The organism is Blastococcus sp. KM273129, assembly GCF_021698995.1.
GTDB lineage: Bacteria > Actinomycetota > Actinomycetes > Mycobacteriales > Geodermatophilaceae > Blastococcus.
Window position 1 is genome coordinate 40,985 of the sequence record NZ_SSXB01000016.1, and the last position, 19,286, is coordinate 60,270.

Sequence of the window (19,286 nt, forward strand, 5' to 3'; positions counted from 1 at the left end):
ACGATGGCCAGCGGGGTCGTCGGGCCGCCGCACTCGGGGCACTCGACGGTCTGGGCGGGTTCGGCTCGCGCCTCGGCGAGGGCGCGGGTCCGCTCCTCGTGGATCCGCTCGTCGCCCCGGCAGGGGCAACCGAGGTGGGCTTCCTCGCAGCGTCCGGCGTGCGTGGCGATGGCGCGGTCCCCTCGGTCGGGTGGCCGGTGCGGCGGGAGTGCCGGACCGGAACGCGGAAGGGGCCACGGCGCAACGCGCCGTGGCCCCCTCCTCACGCGTCGATCAGAGCGCGCGGACGTTCTCCGCCTGCGGGCCCTTCTGGCCCTGCGTGACGTCGAACTCGACCTGCTGCCCCTCGTCGAGGGACTTGTAACCGGAGCCGGTGATGGCGGAGTAGTGGCAGAAGACGTCGGCGCCGCCGCCGTCCTGGGCGATGAACCCGAAGCCCTTCTCCGCGTTGAACCACTTCACAGTGCCCTGAGCCATGTCGTTCTTCTTCCGTGCTGGGAGGTGACCGCACAGGTACGTACCGGGTGCGGGGCCGCCGCACCGACCGGCAGGACCGAGAGGGAACGTCAGGCAGAGACGACTGCGGACGTCCAAGAACGAAAGCAGAGGCGCAACAGCGACCACCGAGGACTGTACAGCCACATGGGCACACCGTGGGAAGACCTGGTCGTCGGGCTCCCCCCGTGGGGTGCGACCCGGCCGGCGGGTGCGGTCGGCGCGTGCGCGAGCATCGTCGCCATGGAGTCCCCGAGCACCCGCGAGCCGGGCTGGGTGCACGACGCCCTGTGGTGGCACGTCTACCCGTTGGGTTTCGTCGGCGCCGAGCCGGCCTCCGCCCCGGGGCAGCCGGTCCGGCACCGGCTGCGGCAGCTGCTGCCGTGGCTGGACCACGCGGTCGAGCTCGGCGCCTCGGGGCTCGCCCTCGGCCCGGTCTTCGCGTCGGAGACGCACGGCTACGACACCACCGACCACCTGCGCATCGATCCCCGGCTCGGCGACGACGCCGACTTCGACGCCCTGGTCGCCGCGTGCCGCGCCCGGGGCCTGCGCCTGCTGCTCGACGGCGTCTTCAACCACGTGGGCCGCGGTCACCCGGCGTTCCAGCGGGTGCTGGCGGAGGGCCCCGCCGCCGCCACGGCGGGCTGGTTCCGGCTGCGCTGGCCCGGCGGGACCGAGGCGTGGCGGCCCGGGACGGAGCCCGCCTACGACGACTTCGAGGGCCACTCGGCCCTGGTGGCCCTGGACCACCGGTCCCCGGACGTCGTCGACCACGTCAGCGGGGTGATGGTGCACTGGCTCGACCGGGGCGCCGACGGGTGGCGGCTGGACGCCGCGTACGCCGTGCCCACCGCGTTCTGGGCGCAGGTGGCGGGGCGGGTGCGCGCCCGCCACCCCGGCGCCTACCTGATGGGCGAGGTCATCCACGGCGACCAGCGGCGCTTCGTCGCGGAGTCGGGGCTGGACGCGGTCACCCAGTACGAGCTGTGGAAGGCCATCTGGAGCTCGCTCAACGACCGCAACTTCTTCGAGCTCGACGCGGCCCTGACCCGGCACGACGACGTGCTGGGCCGGTTCGTGCCCTACACCTTCGTCGGCAACCACGACGTGACGCGCATCGCCAGCCGGCTGGGCGACGAGCGGCACCTCGCGCACGCCCTGGTGGTCCTGCTGACCACCGGCGGCACCCCGTCCGTCTACGCCGGTGACGAGCACGCCTTCCGCGGCGTCAAGGAGGACCGGGCCGGAGGGGACGACGCCGTCCGCCCGGCCTTCCCGGCCGCTCCGGGGGAGCTCTCCCCGCTGGGCCTGCCCGTGTACCACCTGCACCAGCAGCTCATCGGCCTGCGCCGCCGGCACCGCTGGCTGCACACCGCCCGCACGACGACGCTGCACCTGGCCAACGAGCAGGTCGTCTACGAGGCCCGCGAGGGTGCCGGGCGGCTCGTCTTGGCGCTGTCGGTCTCCGACGGCCCGTCGGAGCTCCCCGCTCCCGGAGCGGTCGGTGTGCTGGCCGGCCGGGCCGACGTCCTCGCGCCCGGGTCACCCGGCGCCCGGGCGCGGCTCCCCGGGCACGGGTGGGCCGTGCTGGCCGGCTGAGGGCGGCCGGCTCAGCGGCTGGCCGCGAGGTCCTTCACCGCCTTGGCCACGTACATGGCCGACAGGGCGAGGAACAGGGCCCCGATGGCGGCCCGCACCTGGTCGTCGGTGACCGGGGCGCGCTGGGACACCGGCCCGGCGACGGCGTCGGCCACGCGTGCGCGCCAGCCCTTGAGGCCGGCCTTCCCGAAGGTGATCGCATCCATGGTCGGCGTCCCTACCCCGCCGGCGCCGGGATAGGCGGGGAGGACGTGCATCGGGCGGGCGGGCGCCGGGCACCGGAGGAGGCATGGATGTCCCGGTCGGCACCACCCGCACGGTCGACGTCGGCGATCGTCGGCTGAACGTCTGGGAGGCCGGTGGGACCGGCCCGGTCGTGCTGCTGGTGCACGGCATCCCGACCAACCACCTGCTCTGGCACGACGTCGTCCCGGCGGTCGCCGGTGACGCGCGGGTGCTGGCCGTCGACATGCTCGGCTACGGCGACTCCGACGCCCCCGGCGACCACCCGGTCGACCTCGCCGCCCAGGCGGCGCTGCTGCTGCGGCTGCTGGACGGGCTGGAGGTGGACCGGGCGGTGGTCGTCGGCCACGACCTCGGCGGAGGCGTGGCGCAGATCCTGGCCACCACCAGCACCGGCCGCGTCGCCGGGCTCGGCGTCGTGGACGGGGTCTGCTACGACGGCTGGCCGGTGCCCGTGGTGCGGGCGCTCAAGGCCACGTGGCCGGCGCTGCCGCTCCTCCCACCCCCGGTGCTGGCGAACGTCCTGCGGCCGGCGCTGCGCACCCTGTTCGCCCACCGGGAGCGGGCGGAGCCGTTCCTCGACCGCTTCGTCGAGCCGTGGTCCCGCCCGGGCGGCCCCGGCCGGCTCGCCCGCCACCTGCGCTCGCTGGACTCGGTGTACACGCAGACCGTCGCGCCGTTCCTGCCCCGGCTGGCGGTGCCGGCCGAGGTGGTGTGGGGTCGGCAGGACCACCAGATGAAGCCCCGGTACGGGCAGCGGCTGGCCGACGACCTCCCGGGCGCCCGCCTCACCTGGGTCGACGACGCCAGCCACTTCGTGCCCGCGGACCGGCCCGACGTCGTCGCCGAGGCGGTGCTGCGCCTCGTGGAACGGGCCTGACCGAGGTGTCCCCGCCCGGCCCCTCGGGTAGCGGGCGGGGATGACGACACCGCTGGTCAGACCACGAGGACGCAAGATGATCGCCGGCGTGTGCGCCGGCCTCGCCCAGCGCTTCGGCGTCTCCACGGGGCTGGTGCGGATCGGCTTCGTGCTGTTCGGGCTCTTCGGCGTGGGCGAGATCGCCTACATCGCGCTCTGGATCATGATCCCGAAGGAGCGCTGAGCACCTCCCGCCCGGGGCTGTGATTGGCTGTCGGCCCACCCGCCGGTCCCCGAGGAAGTGCGATGTCGATCCTCTCCAGCCTCGCCGAGGCGCTGGTCAGCGCGCGCATCGAGGTCGTCGACCTCACCGCGCCCCTGTCGGCGGAGACGCCGGTCATCCAGCTGCCCGAGCAGTTCGCCCAGACGGCGCGCTTCGAGCTGGAGGAGCTGAGCCGGTACGACGACCGCGGCCCGGCCTGGTACTGGAACAACTTCCGCACCGGCGAGCACACGGGCACGCACTTCGACGCACCCAACCACTGGGTCACCGGCCGGGACGGCGACGACGTCGCCTCCGTGCCGGCGGCGCGGCTGATCGCCCCGGCCGTCGTCCTCGACTTCTCCGAGCAGGCCGCCGCCGACCCCGACTTCCTGCTCGAGGTCGAGCACGTGCGCGCGTGGGAGGCCGAGCACGGGCCGCTGCCCGAGGGTGGCTGGCTGCTGTTCCGCACCGGCTGGGACGCCCGCTCAACCTCCCAGCAGGAGTTCCTCAACGCCGACGAGACCGGCCCGCACACCCCGGGTCTGTCGGCCGAGTGCGCGCGCTGGCTGGCCGAGGAGTCGCCGGTGCTGGGGCTCGGCGTGGAGACGGTCGGCACCGACGCCGGCGCGGCCCACTCCTTCGACCCGCCGTTCCCCTGCCACGCGGCGCTGATGGGCAGCGGCAAGTACGGGCTGACCCAGCTGCAGAACCTCGCCCTCCTGCCGCCCACCGGCGCGCTGCTGGTGGCCGCCCCGCTGCCCATCGTCTCGGGCTCCGGGTCGCCGTCCCGCGTGCTGGCGCTGGTCGAGCGGGGATGAGCGGCGCGACCGGGCGCACCGTCGCGCAGGCGGTCGGGGAGACCCTCGTCGCGCGCGGGGTCGAGGCGGTGTTCGGCGTCGTCGGCTCGGGCAACTTCGTGGCGACCAACGCGATGGTCGCCGCCGGCGCCCGGTACGTCGCCGCCCGCCACGAGGGCGGGGCGGCCACGATGGCCGACGCGCACGCGCGGGTCACCGGCCGCCCGGCGGTGCTCAGCCTGCACCAGGGCTGCGGGCTGACCAACGCGCTCACCGGCATCACCGAGGCGGCCAAGAGCCGCACCCCGCTGGTGGTGCTCACGGCGGAGGCGACGTCGCCGCGGTCGAACTTCTTCGTCGACCAGCCGGCGCTGGCCGCGGCGGTCGGCGCGATCTCCCTGCGCGCGACCTCCGCGGACGACGCGGTGGCGGTGGCTGCGGCCGCCGTCGACACCGCGCGGCTGGAGCGTCGCACGGTCGTGCTCAACCTGCCGCTGGACGTGCAGGCCCTCCCGGCCGGGGACGACGTGCCCCCGCCGGTGCCCACGGCCCCGCGGGTCCACCCCGACGAGGCGGCGGTCGCGCGCCTGGCCGGCGCGCTGCGGGGCGCCCGGCGGCCGGTGTTCGTGGCCGGCCGCGGCGCGCGGGCGGCCCGCGTCGCGCTGGAGGGGCTGGCCGAGCGCTGCGGCGCCCTGCTGGCCACCTCGGCGGTGGCCAAGGGGCTGTTCCGCGGCAGCGAGTGGGACCTCGACGTCTCCGGCGGGTTCGCCACCCCGCTGGCCGCCGAGCTCGTCTCGGGGGCCGACCTGATCGTGGGCTGGGGCTGCCAGCTCAACATGTGGACGATGCGCCACGGCCGGCTGATCGCCGCGGACGCCGTCGTGGTGCAGGTCGACGACGAGGAGCCGGCGATCGGCGCCCAGCGCGAGGTGGCGTTCGGCGTCGTCGGCGACGTGGGTGCCACCGCCGAGGCGGTCACCGCGGTGCTGGGCGCCGAGGCCGCGGGCGGCTACCGCACGCCCGAGGTGCGGGCGGCGATCGCCGCCCGCGGGCGCTGGCGGGACGAGCCGTTCCCCGACGGGGACGGCGACCGGATCGACCCGCGCGCGCTCACCGCGGCCCTGGACGACCTGCTGCCCGCCGAGCGCGTGGTCGCCGTCGACTCGGGCAACTTCATGGGCTACCCGAGCATGTTCCTCGACGTCCCCGACGAGCAGGGGTTCTGCTTCACCCAGGCGTTCCAGTCGGTCGGGCTGGGCCTGGCGACGGCGATCGGTGCGGCGCTGGCCCGCCCCGACCGGCTGCCGGTGGCCGCGCTCGGCGACGGCGGGGCGCTCATGGGCGCCGCGGAGCTCGAGACGGTGGTCCGGCTCGGCCTGCCGATGGTCGTGGTGGTCTACGACGACGCCGGCTACGGCGCCGAGGTGCACCACTTCGGCCCGGACGGCCACCCGCTCGACACCGTCCGGTTCCCCGAGACCGACTTCGCCGCCGTCGCGCGCGGGCACGGGTACGACGCGGTCACCGTCCGGGGGCCCGACGACCTCGACGGCGTCGCCGCCTGGCTGGCCGGGCCCCGGACCGCGCCGCTGCTGGTCGACGCCAAGGTCACCCGCGAGCAGCCGTCCTGGTGGCTCGAGGAGGCGTTCCGCGGCCACTGACCGGCCTGCCGGGCGACCGGGAGGGCGGCTACCAGGCGGTCGTCGCCTGGAGCACCGCCTCGGTGAGGGCGCGGGTGCGCAGGCCGGTCACCTGCTGGTACTCGGGGTCGGCGACCATGCGGCTGAATGCCTCGCGCGAGGGGTAGCGGACCAGCAGCACCGCGTCCCAGTCCTGCCCGGACTCGGCCACCAGCGGGGTGGAGCCGCTGCCGGCGTAGAGCACCTCGCCGCCGTAGCGGGGCAGGAACGTGGTGGACAGGGCGTCGGCGTACTGCGCGTAGAGCTCCCGACCACCCTCGGCGAACCGGAGCAGGTTGAGCATCACGACGGGGCCGCCGGGGTCCTCCTGGAGGTAGCGCTTCAGGTCCGCACCGCGTGGATCGATCGCCATGCCGGCACGCTACCGGTCCCGGTCCTCGGGGCGGGCGGCGTACCTGCAGGTCGGCGCACCGGTCCGGTCGCGGTCAGCGCCAGCCCTGCTCGTGCAGCGGGGTGACGGTCACCTCGTTGAGCACCAGCTCACCCGGTGCCTGCACCAGCCACGCCACCAGCTCTGCGACCCGCTCGGGCGGGAGCGCGTCGCGGGGGTCGGGCGCGTCCCCGACGCCGGCCGGCCGGCGCGCCGAGGGATCCCAGACCCCCCACGACGTCGCCATCGCACCCGGGTACAGGACGCAGGCGCGGATGCCGTGCGCGCGGCCCTCGGCGGCGAGCGCCTGGGTGAAGCCGGTGAGCGCGAACTTCGACGAGCAGTAGGCCGCGGCGTCGGCCCAGCCGCGGCGGCCGGCGACCGAGGACACGGTGACGATCGTGCCGCCCCCCGCCCGGCGCATCGCCGGGAACACCGCCCGGCTCAGCAGGAAGGGGGCCCGGAGGTTCACCGCGAGGACCCGGTCCCAGTCCTCCACCGTGGTCGACGCGACCGGCCCGGGCGCATCCGTGGCCGCCGCGTTGACCAGGACGTCGGCCCGCCCCCAGCGGGTCAGGACCTCCTCGGCGGCGGCCCGGGTCGCCGCCGCGTCGGCGAGGTCGACCGCGCAGGTCAGCGCCGTACCACCGGCACGCTCGACCTCCGCGGCGACGGCCCCGAGGTCCTCGGCGCCCCGGGCGAGGAGGGCGACGCGGTGGCCGTCGGCGGCCAGCCGGAGCGCCACTGCCCGGCCCAGCCCGCTGCTGGCCCCGGTCACCACGGCCACGCGGTCGGTACCGGTGCCGCTCATGCGCCCTCCCGTCCGGCCGCGGCCCACCGCGGCACCAGGGGTCCCTACCCGCGGTCCGTTCCCGCAGTCCCCGGAGAGCGGGGGTGCGCACCGCCCCGTGGGGTAGGGGGTGCAGATGCGCACCGATGCAGAGGCACGGCAGGCGAGCATCCGGCTCCGGGACGGCCGGACGCTCGCCTGGGCCGAGCACGGCGACCCCGACGGGTGGCCGGTGCTGGGGTGCCACGGCTCGCCGAGCTCCCGGTTGGAGCGGCACGTCGAGGACCCGGCGGACTACCGGCGGTGGGGGGTGCGGTTCATCGTGCCCGACCGCCCCGGCTTCGGGCGCTCGGACCCGCACCCCGGCCGCCGGGTCGCGGACTGGCCCGACGACGTCGCCCAGCTGCTGGACCACCTCGGCGTCGAGCGGTGCGCGGCGCTGAGCCTCTCCGGGGGTGCCGCCTACGCGCTGGCCTGCGCGCACGCCCTCGGCGACCGGGTGACGACCGTGGGCATCCTCGGCGGCGCGCCCCCGCCGGACGTCCCGTGGCCGTGGCCCCGCTGGATCCCCGGGCAGCTCCGCGCCGCGGTGCACCGCCCGGGCCGGCTGGCGGCGGTGCTGCGGCCGGTGTTCGCGCCGATCGGGCTGCGGCCGGCGATGATCCCGCGCTACCTGCAGCTGCGCCTCAACGCCGCCGACCGCCGGGTGATCGGGCGCCCCGCCGTCCGGCGGGTCCTGGCCGACACCTTCACCGAGGGGCTGCGCAACGGCAGCGGGGTGCTCGCCGAGGACCGCGCCCTGCTGTTCCGGCCGTGGGGCTTCCCGCTGGCGGAGATCGGCCAGCAGGTGCACGTCTGGCACGGCACGCAGGACTGGCAGGTGCCCGTCGTGCTCGGGCAGGTGCTGAGCGCGATGCTGCCCCGGTGCTCAGCGCGCTGGCTGCCCGGGGAGGGGCACTTCCTCGTCTTCGACCACGCCGAGGAGGTGTACGCGGCGCTCCGGCCCTGAGCCGCGTCAGGCCAGCTGGGCGGCCACCAGCGGTTCCAGCGTGGCGCGCGGGTGCCGCTGCTGCAGGATGCGCAGGGCCCACTTGTCGGGGAACAGCGCCAGCAGCTCCCCGCTGGGCCGCTGCACCACCTCGACCCCGCCGGACGAGGCGATCAGCGGCAGCGACTCCTCGTCGGTGCGCATCGCCAGGCTGTAGGGCAGCCGGTCCAGCGCGACCGGGGCGTTGAACTCGTGCTCCATGCGGTGGGTGGCCACCTCGAACTGCATGGGGCCCACGACGGCCAGCACGGGGGAGCCGTCGCCGCGGCGCTCGGAGCGGAGCACCTGCACCACGCCCTCGGAGTCCAGCTGCTCGATCCCCTTGCGGAACTGCTTGTGCTTGGCGGTGTCACGGCTGCGGACGACGGCGAAGTGCTCGGGCGCGAACGTGGTCAGCGGCGGGAAGGCGACCGGCCGCTCGGTGAACAGCGTGTCGCCGACGCCGAGGGCCGAGGCGTTGACCAGGCCGACGACGTCGCCGGGGTAGGCGACGTCGACGCTCTCCCGCTCGCGGCCGAACACCTGCTGGGCGTACTTCGTGGCGAACGGGCGGCTGGTGCGGCCGTGGGTGACCACCATGCCCCGCTCGAACACCCCCGAGCAGATGCGGATGTAGGCGAGCCGGTCGCGGTGAGCGGCGTCCATCCCCGACTGCACCTTGAACACGAAGGCGCTGAACGGCTGGTCCAGGCCGCGCACCGCGCCGTCGGCGTCCGGGCGTCCCGTGGGGGCGGGGGCGAGGTCGACCAGCGTGTCCAGCAGCGCCCCGACGCCGAAGTTGGAGACGGCGGAGGCGAACAGCACCGGCGTGGTGACCCCGCCGAGGAAGGACTCCTGGTCGTGCTCGGCGCCGGTGGCCTCGAGCAGCTCGGCCTCCTCGACCGCCTGTGCCCAGACCTCGCCCTCCCGGGCGGTGGCCTCGGCCGCCGTCAGCTGTTCCTCCGGGGCGATGGTCGCGCCGCCGGCGGTGCGGGTGAAGCGGCGGAAGGTGCCGTCGCGGCGGTCCAGGACGCCGCGGAAGTCGCCCGCGATGCCCACCGGCCAGGTCAGCGGGGTGGGGGTCAGGCCGGTGCGCTCGGCGATCTCGTCCATCAGCTCCAGGGCGTCCTTGCCCGGCCGGTCCCACTTGTTGACCACGGTGACGATCGGGATGCCCCGGTGCTTGCAGACGGCGAACAGCTTCATCGTCTGGGTCTCCAGGCCCTTCGCGGCGTCGACCAGCATCACGGCGGCGTCGACGGCGGTGAGCACCCGGTAGGTGTCCTCGGAGAAGTCGGCGTGGCCGGGGGTGTCGAGCAGGTTGACCACCGCGTCCCGGTACTCGAACTGCAGCGCCGCGGAGGTGATGGAGATGCCGCGGGCGCGCTCCATGTCCATCCAGTCCGACACGGTGCCCCGCCGGCCGGCCTTGCCGTGCACCGCGCCGGCCTGCCCGATGACGCGGGCGTGCAGGGCCAGGGCCTCGGTGAGTGTGGACTTGCCGGCGTCGGGGTGGCTGATCACGGCGAAGGTGCGCCGCCGCGCGGCCTCGGCGACCGCTGCCCGGCCGGTGCGGTCGACGTCGGCGGCGGGTGGGGCGGCACTCACGGTGGTTCTCCTCGGGGTCCGTGGGCGCGCAGGTCCTTCAGACGGCGGCCCGGGGGTGCTCCGGGACACCGGGCGGGCGAGCTACCAACGGGCCGGCCGGCGGCGTCCGAGCACGCTCAACGCTACAGGCGTCAGCCGACGTAGCCGCTGCGCATGTCGCCGACGACCAGCGGCCGGTCGAGGGTGGAGGGCTCCAGCCGCTGCCGCGGCCGGTCGCCCGGGAAGACGCCGGCTGCCGCCAGCACGTCCGGGTCGAGGAACCGGGTGGGCGGGGCCTCCGGGGAGAGGACGAGGTCCGGCGGCTGCTGCCCCTGCTCGGCCAGGGCGAACCCCCAGTCGCCGAAGCTCGGCACGTGCACGTGGTACGGCGTCGCCGCCAGCCCGGCCGCCTCCAGGGTGGAGACGGTCCGCCAGTACGCGTCCGGCGTCGAGTACGGGCTGCCGGCCTGCACGGTGACCAGCCCGCCCGGCGCCAGGGCGGCCGAGACCAGGCCGTAGAACTCGGTGGAGTACAGCCGCCCGAGCACCGGGGTGTCGGGGTCGGGCATGTCCACGACCACGGCGTCGAAGCCGGTCGCGGCCGGGGAGCGCAGCCAGCGGAACGCGTCGTCCACGACCACCCGCACGCGCGGGTCGTCGAGCGCGCCGGCGTTGAGCGCGGCCAGCCGGGTGCGGGCCAGGCGGACGACCTCGGGGTCGAGCTCCACCTGGACCACCTCGCGCACCGAGGGGTGGCGCAGCACCTCCCGCGCGGCGAGCCCGTCACCGCCGCCCAGGACCAGCACCCGGGCGGGGTCGCGGGCCAGCACGGGGTGCACCAGCGACTCGGTGTACCGGTGCTCGTCGCGGCTGGAGAACTGCAGGTCGCCGTCCAGGTAGAGCCGGAGGTCGCCGGAGCGCTCGGTCAGCACCACCTCCTGGTACGCGGAGCGCTCGGCGTGCACGACCGGGTCGGCGTACAGCCGCTGCCGCGCGGTCGTCTCGATGTCCCGGGCCTGCAGCAGGAGCGCGCCGAGCAGCAGGGCCGCGGCGAGCAGCGCACCGGTGGCCGCGCGCCGCGCCCGGCGCGTCATCTGCCGCCGGAGCAGCAGGCCGCACACCACCGCGGCGGCGAGCAGGTTGACCAGGCCGGTGATCGCCGCGCCGCGCACCTGGCCGGTCAGCGGCAGCAGCAGGAAGGGCCAGGCCAGCCCGCCGAGCAGCGCACCGGCGTAGTCCGCGGCGTTGAGGTCGGCGAGCACCTTGCCGCTGCCCTCGGCGTCGATGCCCTCGCGGCCGGTCTGCAGCAGCGTCATCAGCAGCGGCACCTCGGCGCCGACCAGGATCCCCAGGACGGCGGTCGCGGCGAGCAGCACGGCGGTGCTCGTGCCGTAGAAGGAGAACGACACGTACAGCGTGACGGCGCTGAGCCCCCCGGCGACGCCGAGCAGGATCTCGACCGCGACGAAGGTGGTCGCGGCGTGCGGCAGGAACGGCTTGACCAGCAGCGCGCCGGCGCCCAGCGCGGCGACGAAGCCGGCGACGATGAGCGAGGTCTGGGTGATGCCCCCGCCGACGAGGCTGGCCGACAGGGTCAGCAGCACCAGCTCGTAGACCAGCCCGCAGGCCGCGCAGACGGCGACGGCGGCCAGCAGCAGCGGCCGCGAGCGCACGGCGCCACCGCCCCGGGTGCGCGCCGGGCCGGCCACCCGCTCCGCCGACGTCGTCACGGCGTCACGACAGCGCGGCGGCGTTCACCGCGCCGATGGCCACCAGGCTGATGCCGACGGCCCAGGCCGAGCCGCGCATCCGGGGCTCGTTCACCAGGGCGCGCACGTCGGTCGGGATGACCGCGTCGAGCAACCGCAGGGCGACGGCCTGCAGCACCACCCCGACCATCCCGTAGACGGCGGCGTCGACGAGGCCCTGGCCGAGGCTGTCGGCGCTGGTCATGATCGCGGTGACGACGATGATCGCCAGGGCGATGTGGTTGGCACCCAGCAGGATCGCCGCGTTCGGGTTGTGGTCGGTGTAGACCTGGGTGCGCAGGTTCCCGGGCGTGAGCAGGTCCAGCGCGAGGAAGCCGAGCGCGAGCACGCCGACGCCGATGCCGAACCAGAGCAGCGTCGCCAGGACGCCGTCGAGCAGCGCCCCGCCCTCGACCGTGCCGAACTCGAGGGCCTGCCAGGTCGTGGTCACGTCGGGAACTCTCCTGAGGTCGGGGTGGGGGAGCAGCGGATCACTTGCCGTCGCCCGGGCCGCCGCCGCCACCGGTGCCGGCGGGTGAGCCGGGGCGGAAGCCGGGGCCGAGTAAGGCGAAGAAGCCGCTGCGGTAGCGGCCGTCGAGGTCCTCCACCCGCACGGTGCTGCCGCCGGCGGCCGCGCTCACCACGACGATGTCGTCGTCGTAGCGGAGGTACTCGTTGCCGCCGTCGGCCTGCCGCTCGGCGGGCCGCACCGCGTCGGCGATCGCCGCGGTCGTGGTGCCCACCGGGTCGGGCGAGGCGTAGACCCAGGTGTCGTCCACGGTGCTGGTCCGCTCGTAGGTGTCGTCGAGGAAGTCGCGCACCCGCGTGCCGCTGCCGCACCCGGCGAGCAGGACGGCGGCGAGCAGGAGCGCCGCCAGCCGGCGGGCCGGGCTCACGGCACCCACCTCGTGCGCGTCGTGACCAGCTCGCCGGAGTCGCCGGCCGGGTAGAGGTGCCAGGTCTGCCAGGCCCAGCCGCCGTCCAGCGGCTGCGCGGTCAGGGCGGTCAGCGCGTCGGCCGCGCCGGGGAAGGCGCCGCACAGCCACGCCGGGTCGTCGGCGGCCCGGGCGCGCAACCGCGCCGCCGTCGCGTCGAGCTCCGCGCGCGTCGCGGTGGTGGTGGCCGCGGTGAACGCGTAGCCGCCCGAGCGCTGCTCCGCCGGGAGCGGGCGGCCCCCCGCGGCGACGGCGTCGCACGACACCTCCTCGGTGAGCCGGTGACCGCGGACCTCGGCGGCGACCACGTGCGAGGCGCCCAGCACGCCGAGGACCACCGAGGCGCCCGCCGCACCGGGCAGCCGCAGCTGCGCCAGCGGGGTGGGGGCCGGCCCGTCGAGCAGCAGCCCCAGGGCACCGGCGGAGACGTCGCGGGGGGCGATGTCCAGCTGGTGCAGGCTCATGTCCCGGGCGTCCGGTGGTAGACGGTCAGCTCGCCACGGCTGACGGCCCGGCCCGTGGAGACCTCCCACGACTGGGTCGGCGCCCAGCGCTCGAAGGCGATCAGCCCGGTCCGGTCCGCCGTCGCGTAGTCGGCGTAGTCCACGGTGCCGCTGGGCGGGGTGCCGGTCGTGCCCTCGGCGGTGTACGAGGCGCGGCCCCGCTCGACCTGCCGGTGCACGCGGTCGTCCAGGACCACGTCGCCGTCGGGGGTCAGGTTCGTGCCCTCGCGACGCATCCACAGCGTCATCTCGAGGTCGCCCTCGTCGTCCTCCACGGTGAGCCAGCGGCGGCCGGTCGACCCGTCGAGCAGGTGCTCGCGCCAGGTCATCCCGCCCTCCTCCAGCACGATCGTGCCGCGGACGACGTGGTCGATGCCGGCGTAGGTGATCACGTCGCCGACGCCGATGGCGTGCGGGTCGTAGACGTCGGGCTCGTCGGCCAGCGGGTCGACCCGGGCGCGCGGCGCCGCGGCGCGCGCCAGGTTGCGCCGGCGCAGCACGAGCACGACCACGGCGAGCACCGCGAGGGCCACGAGGACGACGACCAGCAGGACGAGCAGCACATCGGGCATCGCGGGGCCTCCCGGCGGGGTGCGTTCGGGGGAGAACCTATCGCGCCGGAAGATCGTCCCGGGACCGCGCTGCCCCGGCCCGGTGCGGCCCGCGGCAGCGGGGCTCAGCCGCCGGTGGCGCGCGCGCCCGCGGGCTCGGTCCGGTCGGCGTCGTCCGCCGGCTCCTCCGCCGGACCGGCGGCGCTGTTGCCGTGGAACGCCGTCTGCGGGGCGGCGGGACCGCCGGGGCGCCGCCCGGTCCGGTCGGCGGCGAGCGCCTCGGGGGCCAGCGCCGGGTCGACCCGGCCCCACTCGGTCTCGACGTCGGTGAGCAGGGCCTCCAGGTAGGCGCGCAGCTGCGCCCGGCACGCCTGGGCGAACGCCTTCAGGAACGCCACCTGCTCCTCCAGCTCGGCGGCGGTGCGCTGCCCGGCGGCGTCGCCGTCCCCGCCGGTCGGCACGCTGAGGCGCGCGGCGGCCTCCTGCGCCGCCTGCATGATCGCACCGGCGTTCTCGCGCGCCAGCCGCAGCTGCTCCTCGTACTGGTCGCGGGCCTCGGCCGTCATCTGCCGGCTGAAGTCCTCGGCCTCGGCGACGTACTCGTCGGCGGTCTGCTGGGCGCTGGCGAGGATCTTCACCGCCTGCTCGCTGGGCGGCTCGGGCACCGTGGCGCCCGACAGGCGCTGCTCCAGCTCGGTGACCCGGTGCCGCAGCTCGTCGCGCTCGCCCACGAGGCTGCCCACCTCCGCGGCCACCATGTCGCGGAAGCGGTCGACCTCGGCCTGGTCGTAGCCGGGGTGCAGCATCGAACCGGAGGTGAACCGGGCGCCGCGGATCTGCTCCGGCGTCAGCCGCCGGGCGGCCCCTCCGTTCCCGGACGTCTCGGTGGTGGTCATTCGGTCACCTTCCCCTCGGCACTGGGCCCCGGTCGGCTGGGGGCGAACACCTCGCTGCGCACCCGCTCCCGCGGCACGCCGTGCCCCAGGAGCCCCTCGACGGTCGCCTCCACCATCGGGGCCGGGCCGGCGACGTACACCTCCCGGCTGAGCCACGGCCCGTGCCGGAGGACGACGTCCCCGACGTCGCCGTGCTCCAGCCGGGACAGGTCGTCGTCCGACACCGCGCACGTCACGTCCAGCCACGGGTGGGCGGCCTGCAGCTCCGCGATCGCCGCGCGGTCGTAGAGGTGGTCCTCGGCGCGGGCGCCCACGAAGAGGTCGACCCGGCGGGCCGGACCCTGCCGGGCCACCTGGTCGACGAGCGCCTTGAGCGGCGCCAGGCCCATGCCGCCGGCGACGAGCAGCAGGTCGCGGTCGGAGTCGGCGGCCAGCGTCAGCTCGCCCAGCGGCGGGCCCAGCCGCACGAGGTCGCCCACCTCGGTGCTGCGGACGAGCGCGGTGCTGACCGGGCCGCCGGGGCGCGCCTTCACGTGCAGCTCCAGCGTGCCGTCGTCGCGGGGCGCGTTGGCGGGGGAGTAGTAGCGCCACAGCCGCGGACGGCGGTCGATCTCCAGCGACATCGACTGCCCGGGCAGGTAGTTCACCGGCACCTCGGGCCGTAGCTGCAGCACGGCCACGTCGATCGCCCGCCGCTCGTGCGCCACCACCTCGGCCCGCCAGGTCGCGGGCTGGTCGGCGGACTCCTCGGCGCCCTGGATCATCACCGAGGCGACGAGCTCGTAGGCCTCGGTCCAGGTGCGGGCGCGGTGCTCGTCCCACTCGTCGTCGAAGTGCTCCAGCGTCGCGAGCAGGCTGGGCATGACCGCCGGGTAGTGCGCGGGCAGGGTGCCGAACTTGCGGTGGTCGTGGCCGAGCTGCTTGAGGATCGGCACCAGCGCGTCGAGGTCGTCGACGTGCGACACGACCTCGCCGAGGGCGTGGAAGAACCGGTCGCGCTGGTGGGCCATCGAGACGGGGAACATCGCCCGGGTCTCGGGGTGGCTGAGGAACAGGTGCGAGTAGAAGTACAGGGGGGCCTCGTCGCCGGTGGCCGCCGCCTTGGCGAAGCTGGCCCGCATCGCGGCGATGTCCATCCGTGCGTGCCTCCTCGCGGCGGTCGCGTCCGTCCCGGCGAGCGCTCACCGGCACCGGTCCGCGACGACCCCGGAGCGCTCCGCTCTGCCCTTCCCCGGCGCGCTCGCCGCCACACGGCCCGCCCGGAGGTTTCTGGCGCGCCCGTTGCGGACGACGGCAGAAAACTCGCTCGCCGCCGATGAGCCGGGCGGGCAGAGTCGGTCTCCACCACGAGGAGACCGCACGACGCGAACCCGGGTGAGGTACCCATGCCGCTGCACGCACCCCTGGCCGTCGAGGCCACGGCGCTGACCAAGTCCTACGGGGCGACGACCGCGGTGGACGGGCTGGACCTCGCCGTGCCGGCGGGCACCGTCTACGGCGTGCTCGGCCCCAACGGGGCGGGGAAGACCACGACCATCCGCATGCTCGCCACGCTCATCAGCCCCGACTCGGGGAGCGCGCGGGTGCTCGGCCACGACGTCGTCACCGAGGCCGACGCCGTGCGCGCGGAGGTGAGCCTGACCGGCCAGCTGGCCTCGGTGGACGAGGAGCTGACCGGCCGCGAGAACCTGGTGCTGCTCGGCCGGCTCCTCGGGCTCTCCCGCGCGGGGGCGCGGGCCCGCGCCGACGAGCTGCTGGAGGCGTTCGGCATCGCCACGGCCGCCGGCAGGCTGGTCAAGCACTACTCGGGCGGCATGCGCCGCCGGCTGGACATCGCGGCGAGCATCGTCGTCACCCCGCGGCTGATGTTCCTCGACGAGCCGACCACCGGGCTCGACCCGCGCTCGCGGAACCAGGTCTGGGAGATCGCCCGCGCGCTGGTCGCCGGGGGCACCACGATCCTGCTCTGCACGCAGTACCTGGAGGAGGCCGACCAGCTCGCCGACGGCATCGCGGTCATCGACCACGGCCGGGTGATCGCCGAGGGCACGCCGGCGCAGCTCAAGGCGTCGGTGGGCACGGGGGCGCTGCACGTGCGGCTGCTCGACCCCGACCGCCGGCCCGACGCGGCCGGCGTGCTGGAGCGCGCGCTCGGCCCGGTCTCCCTGCAGCCGGACCCGGCGGTGCTCTCGGCCACCTGCCCCGACCCCGCCCGGGCCGCCGCCGCGGTGGCCGAGCTGGCCCGGACCGGCATCGGCCTCGCTCACTTCTCGCTGGACCAGCCCAGCCTGGACGAGGTGTTCCTGGCGCTCACCGGGCGCGGCGCCGAGGAGCCGCCCGGATCCGCCCCCACCTTCGAGGAGCAGACGTCATGACCACCCTCACCACGGACGCCGACACCGCGGCGGTGCGCCGGGCGATCGCCGGCACGGAGCGGCCGCCACGACCCGGGCCGCTGCAGGCGGCGCTGACCTTCGGCTGGCGCGGCATGCTGAAGGTCAAGCACGTGCCCGAGCAGTTGCTCGACGTGACCGTCACGCCGGTGATGTTCCTGCTGATGTTCACCTACCTGTTCGGCGGCGCCATCGCCGGCTCCACCAGCGCGTACCTGGACTACACGCTGCCCGGGCTGCTGGTCATGTCGGTGCTGTTCACCACCGTCTACTCCGGCGTCGCGCTCAACACCGACCTGACCAAGGGCGTCGTCGACCGGTTCCGCTCGCTGCCGATCTGGCGCCCGGCACCGCTGCTGGGCTCGCTGCTCGGCGACAGCGTCCGGTACGTCGTGGCCGGCACGGTGATCATCGTCGTCGGCGTGCTGCTGGGCTACCGGCCGGACGCCGGGGTGTCCGGTGCCGTCGCCGCGCTCGCCCTCGTGGTGGTCTTCTCGTTCGGGCTGTCGTGGGCGTTCTCGGTGCTCGGCCTGCTCCTGCGCAGCCCCAACGCGGTCATGAACGCGGGTTTCATGGGCATCTTCCCGCTGACGTTCCTGTCCAACGTCTTCGTCGACCCGGCCACGCTGCCCGGGCCGCTGCAGGCGTTCGTCGACGTCAACCCCATCTCGATCCTGGCGACGGCGTCGCGGTCGCTCATGGCCGGGGAGCCCGACGTGCCGGCGATCCTCGTCTCGCTGGCGGTGGCCGCGGCCCTGGCGCTGGTGTTCCTGCCGATCACCACGCGGCTGTACCGGAGCCGCTGAACCTCAGGCGGCGCGCGCTCCTGCCGTGGCCGGGACGGGCGCCGACCGCGGGATCGCCAGGCCGCCGACCAGGCCGGCGGCGAGGACGGCGGTGCTCACGCCGAACGCCACCTGGAAGCCGGCCACGTCGGTGAGCCAGCCCGCGACCAGGGGGCCGGCGATGGCGCCGAGGTCGGCCGACATCTGGAACACGGCGACGACGCGGCCACCCCGGCCGCCGCTGAGGTCGCCGACCAGCGCCGCCGGTGCGCTGGCCAGCAGCGAGGCACCCAACCCGAAGACCGCCATCGAGACCAGGAAGGCCCAGGTCGCCGGGGGCAGCACCAGCACCGCCATGGCCGCGGTCGCCAGCGCCGCCCCGAGGACGAGCGAGGGCCGCCGTCCCCACGCGTCGACGAGCCGGCCGGAGCGGAGCAGCCCCAGCGCCTGGGCCAGCGAGCCGGCCAGCAGTCCGGCCCCGGCCCAGGCCACCGTGCGCCCCAGCTCCTCGGTGACGTAGAGCGGCACGAGCGAGTTGCGGACGCCGAACAGCACCCAGCCGACGCCGACGTTGGCCACCAGCGCGGCCAGGTAGACGCGGGAGCGCAGGGCGCTGCCCAGCCGGACCGGGCCGGCGTCGAGGTCCGGCCCGGCGACGTCGGCCGCCGCGGGCGCCGCGGGGTCGGGCTCGGCGGTGCGCAGCAGCGCGATGCCGACCGCGCCGGCGACCAGCAGGAAGCCGGCGTAGAGGAAGAACGGCAGCCGCGGGGAGAGCTCCGCGAGCAGCCCGCCGGCGGCGGGGCCGGCGATGCCGCCGAGGATGAAGCCGCCCTGCCAGGTGGCGGCGGCCCGGCCGCGGTGCGACGGCGGGGCCACCCGCAGCAGCAGCGACAGCGCGGCCACGGTGAACATGGCGCTGCCGATGCCACCCGCGGCGCGCAGCCCCAGGAAGAGGGGGAACGAGCCGGCGAGCCCGGCGAGCCCCGTGGTGACGGCGACGATCACCAGGCCGGAGGCGAGCACCAGGCGCTCGCCGAACCGCTCGACCAGGGTGCCGCCGCTGAAGGCGGAGACGAAGCGGAAGAACGCGAAGGCGCTCACCGCCAGGCCGACGGCGGTGGTCCCCACCCCGAAGGAGCGGGCGAACAGCGGGATCGCCGGCGCGACGATGCCGAAGCCGAGGGCCACGACGAAGGCGATGACCGCCAGGACCCTGACCTCGCGGGGCAGCCCGCCCCCCGTCCCGACCCGCACGAGAGGCGATCGTCCCACGCCCGGCCCGCGCGGCCGCCGCCGAGGTCCCGGCGTGCGGGCGGCCGGGCCGCCCGCACGCCGGAGTGCTGTCAGGCGATGCGGCGGGCGAAGGGGGCGTCGCCCATGGAGTTGATCGACGCCACCTTCACCGGCACGCCGTAGGTGGAGGCGTGCACCATCTGGCCGTTGCCGATGTACATCCCCACGTGGCTGACCGGCGAGTAGTAGAAGAGCAGGTCGCCGGGCTGCAGCGCCGAGAGGGGCACCGGGGTGCCCATCGTCGACTGCATCCGGCTCGAGTGCGGCAGGCTGATGCCGGCGGCCGCGTAGGCGTACTGCATGAGGCCCGAGCAGTCGAAGGCGTCCGGCCCGGCGGCCGCCCACACGTAGGGGTCGCCGATCTGCGCCATGGCCGTGTTCACCGCGGTCTGCGCCGCCCCGCTGCCGCCGGACGGTGCCGGGGGGGCGGCGCAGACCGCGGTGAAC

At 75.7% G+C, this 19,286-nt stretch carries 22 protein-coding genes; 8 read left to right on the plus strand and 14 right to left on the minus strand.

The features are described from left to right. Positions 1–273: 273 nt before the first annotated feature. Positions 274–477, minus strand: coding sequence for a cold-shock protein (locus E9565_RS07125; protein WP_236826100.1), 204 nt, complete (start codon positions 475–477; stop codon positions 274–276). Between the two features lie 261 nt (positions 478–738). Here E9565_RS07125 and E9565_RS07130 point away from each other — a divergent pair, with 261 nt between their 5' ends. Then, on the plus strand, positions 739–2,097 hold the full coding sequence (locus E9565_RS07130; protein ID WP_236834421.1) for an alpha-amylase family protein: 1,359 nt from the start codon (positions 739–741) through the stop codon (positions 2,095–2,097). 11 nt (positions 2,098–2,108) lie between these two features. Here the strand turns inward: E9565_RS07130 and E9565_RS07135 are convergent, their stop codons facing one another. Beyond that, a complete protein-coding gene (locus tag E9565_RS07135) occupies positions 2,109–2,303 on the minus strand; it encodes a hypothetical protein (RefSeq protein ID WP_236826102.1) in 195 nt (64 codons plus the stop codon). An 83-nt stretch (positions 2,304–2,386) separates the two neighbouring features. Here E9565_RS07135 and E9565_RS07140 point away from each other — a divergent pair, with 83 nt between their 5' ends. The 4 genes from E9565_RS07140 to E9565_RS07155 all read left to right on the plus strand — a co-directional run bounded on the left by E9565_RS07140 (position 2,387) and on the right by E9565_RS07155 (position 5,922). Further along, positions 2,387–3,220, plus strand: coding sequence for an alpha/beta fold hydrolase (locus E9565_RS07140; RefSeq protein WP_236826103.1), 834 nt, complete (start codon positions 2,387–2,389; stop codon positions 3,218–3,220). Between the two features lie 40 nt (positions 3,221–3,260). Further along, a complete protein-coding gene (locus tag E9565_RS07145) occupies positions 3,261–3,443 on the plus strand; it encodes a PspC domain-containing protein (RefSeq protein WP_255715098.1) in 183 nt (60 codons plus the stop codon). A gap of 62 nt (positions 3,444–3,505) precedes the next feature. Continuing rightward, positions 3,506–4,282 carry a cyclase family protein gene (locus tag E9565_RS07150; protein WP_236834422.1) on the plus strand — a complete coding sequence of 259 codons (777 nt, stop codon included), beginning with the start codon at positions 3,506–3,508 and terminating at the stop codon, positions 4,280–4,282. Then, on the plus strand, positions 4,279–5,922 hold the full coding sequence (locus E9565_RS07155) for a thiamine pyrophosphate-binding protein (protein ID WP_236834423.1): 1,644 nt from the start codon (positions 4,279–4,281) through the stop codon (positions 5,920–5,922). Before E9565_RS07150 ends, E9565_RS07155 begins: the two co-directional genes overlap by 4 nt. 28 nt (positions 5,923–5,950) lie before the next feature. Here E9565_RS07155 and E9565_RS07160 read toward each other — a convergent pair whose 3' ends face one another. Together E9565_RS07160 and E9565_RS07165 are read right to left on the minus strand one after the other, a co-directional pair. Further along, positions 5,951–6,313, minus strand: coding sequence for a DUF1330 domain-containing protein (locus E9565_RS07160; RefSeq protein WP_236826107.1), 363 nt, complete (start codon positions 6,311–6,313; stop codon positions 5,951–5,953). Between the two features lie 73 nt (positions 6,314–6,386). After that, positions 6,387–7,142 (minus strand): SDR family oxidoreductase, encoded by a 756-nt coding sequence (locus E9565_RS07165; RefSeq protein ID WP_236834424.1) that lies wholly within the window; start codon positions 7,140–7,142, stop codon positions 6,387–6,389. A 115-nt stretch (positions 7,143–7,257) separates the two neighbouring features. Here E9565_RS07165 and E9565_RS07170 point away from each other — a divergent pair, with 115 nt between their 5' ends. Next, on the plus strand, positions 7,258–8,130 hold the full coding sequence (locus E9565_RS07170) for an alpha/beta fold hydrolase (protein ID WP_236826109.1): 873 nt from the start codon (positions 7,258–7,260) through the stop codon (positions 8,128–8,130). 6 nt (positions 8,131–8,136) lie between these two features. Here E9565_RS07170 and E9565_RS07175 read toward each other — a convergent pair whose 3' ends face one another. From E9565_RS07175 to E9565_RS07210, 8 genes are all read right to left on the minus strand, one after another. Continuing rightward, a complete protein-coding gene (locus E9565_RS07175; protein ID WP_236834425.1) occupies positions 8,137–9,756 on the minus strand; it encodes a peptide chain release factor 3 in 1,620 nt (539 codons plus the stop codon). A 131-nt stretch (positions 9,757–9,887) separates the two neighbouring features. Next, complete coding sequence (locus E9565_RS07180; protein WP_236834426.1) at positions 9,888–11,465, minus strand: polyamine aminopropyltransferase; 1,578 nt, start codon at positions 11,463–11,465, stop codon at positions 9,888–9,890. A 4-nt stretch (positions 11,466–11,469) separates the two neighbouring features. Continuing rightward, positions 11,470–11,934 (minus strand): DUF350 domain-containing protein, encoded by a 465-nt coding sequence (locus E9565_RS07185; protein WP_236834427.1) that lies wholly within the window; start codon positions 11,932–11,934, stop codon positions 11,470–11,472. A gap of 40 nt (positions 11,935–11,974) precedes the next feature. Beyond that, positions 11,975–12,379, minus strand: a complete 405-nt coding sequence (locus E9565_RS07190; protein WP_236834428.1) for a DUF4247 domain-containing protein — start codon at positions 12,377–12,379, stop codon at positions 11,975–11,977. Next, on the minus strand, positions 12,376–12,882 hold the full coding sequence (locus E9565_RS07195; RefSeq protein WP_236834429.1) for a DUF2617 family protein: 507 nt from the start codon (positions 12,880–12,882) through the stop codon (positions 12,376–12,378). The genes E9565_RS07190 and E9565_RS07195 overlap by 4 nt, the downstream gene beginning before the upstream one ends. Continuing rightward, positions 12,879–13,493, minus strand: coding sequence for a DUF4178 domain-containing protein (locus tag E9565_RS07200; RefSeq protein WP_236834430.1), 615 nt, complete (start codon positions 13,491–13,493; stop codon positions 12,879–12,881). The genes E9565_RS07195 and E9565_RS07200 overlap by 4 nt, the downstream gene beginning before the upstream one ends. Positions 13,494–13,597: 104 nt before the next feature. Next, positions 13,598–14,368: a DivIVA domain-containing protein gene (locus E9565_RS07205; protein WP_236826116.1), complete on the minus strand. Its 771-nt coding sequence runs from the start codon at positions 14,366–14,368 to the stop codon at positions 13,598–13,600. Further along, complete coding sequence (locus tag E9565_RS07210) at positions 14,365–15,504, minus strand: globin domain-containing protein (RefSeq protein ID WP_236826117.1); 1,140 nt, start codon at positions 15,502–15,504, stop codon at positions 14,365–14,367. Before E9565_RS07210 ends, E9565_RS07205 begins: the two co-directional genes overlap by 4 nt. A 249-nt stretch (positions 15,505–15,753) precedes the next feature. Here E9565_RS07210 and E9565_RS07215 point away from each other — a divergent pair, with 249 nt between their 5' ends. Both E9565_RS07215 and E9565_RS07220 read left to right on the plus strand, forming a co-directional pair. After that, positions 15,754–16,743: an ATP-binding cassette domain-containing protein gene (locus E9565_RS07215; RefSeq protein ID WP_236834431.1), complete on the plus strand. Its 990-nt coding sequence runs from the start codon at positions 15,754–15,756 to the stop codon at positions 16,741–16,743. Beyond that, entirely contained in the window at positions 16,740–17,567 is an 828-nt protein-coding gene (locus tag E9565_RS07220; RefSeq protein ID WP_236826119.1) for an ABC transporter permease, read from the plus strand. The genes E9565_RS07215 and E9565_RS07220 overlap by 4 nt, the downstream gene beginning before the upstream one ends. Positions 17,568–17,570: 3 nt before the next feature. Here the strand turns inward: E9565_RS07220 and E9565_RS07225 are convergent, their stop codons facing one another. Together E9565_RS07225 and E9565_RS07230 are read right to left on the minus strand one after the other, a co-directional pair. Next, the gene (locus E9565_RS07225) at positions 17,571–18,800 is read right to left on the minus strand and encodes an MFS transporter (RefSeq protein ID WP_236834432.1); all 1,230 of its coding nucleotides are present in this window, start codon (positions 18,798–18,800) and stop codon (positions 17,571–17,573) included. 89 nt (positions 18,801–18,889) lie between these two features. Next, a partial coding sequence (locus tag E9565_RS07230) for a C40 family peptidase (protein WP_236834433.1) occupies positions 18,890–19,286 on the minus strand: 397 nt, incomplete at its 5' end.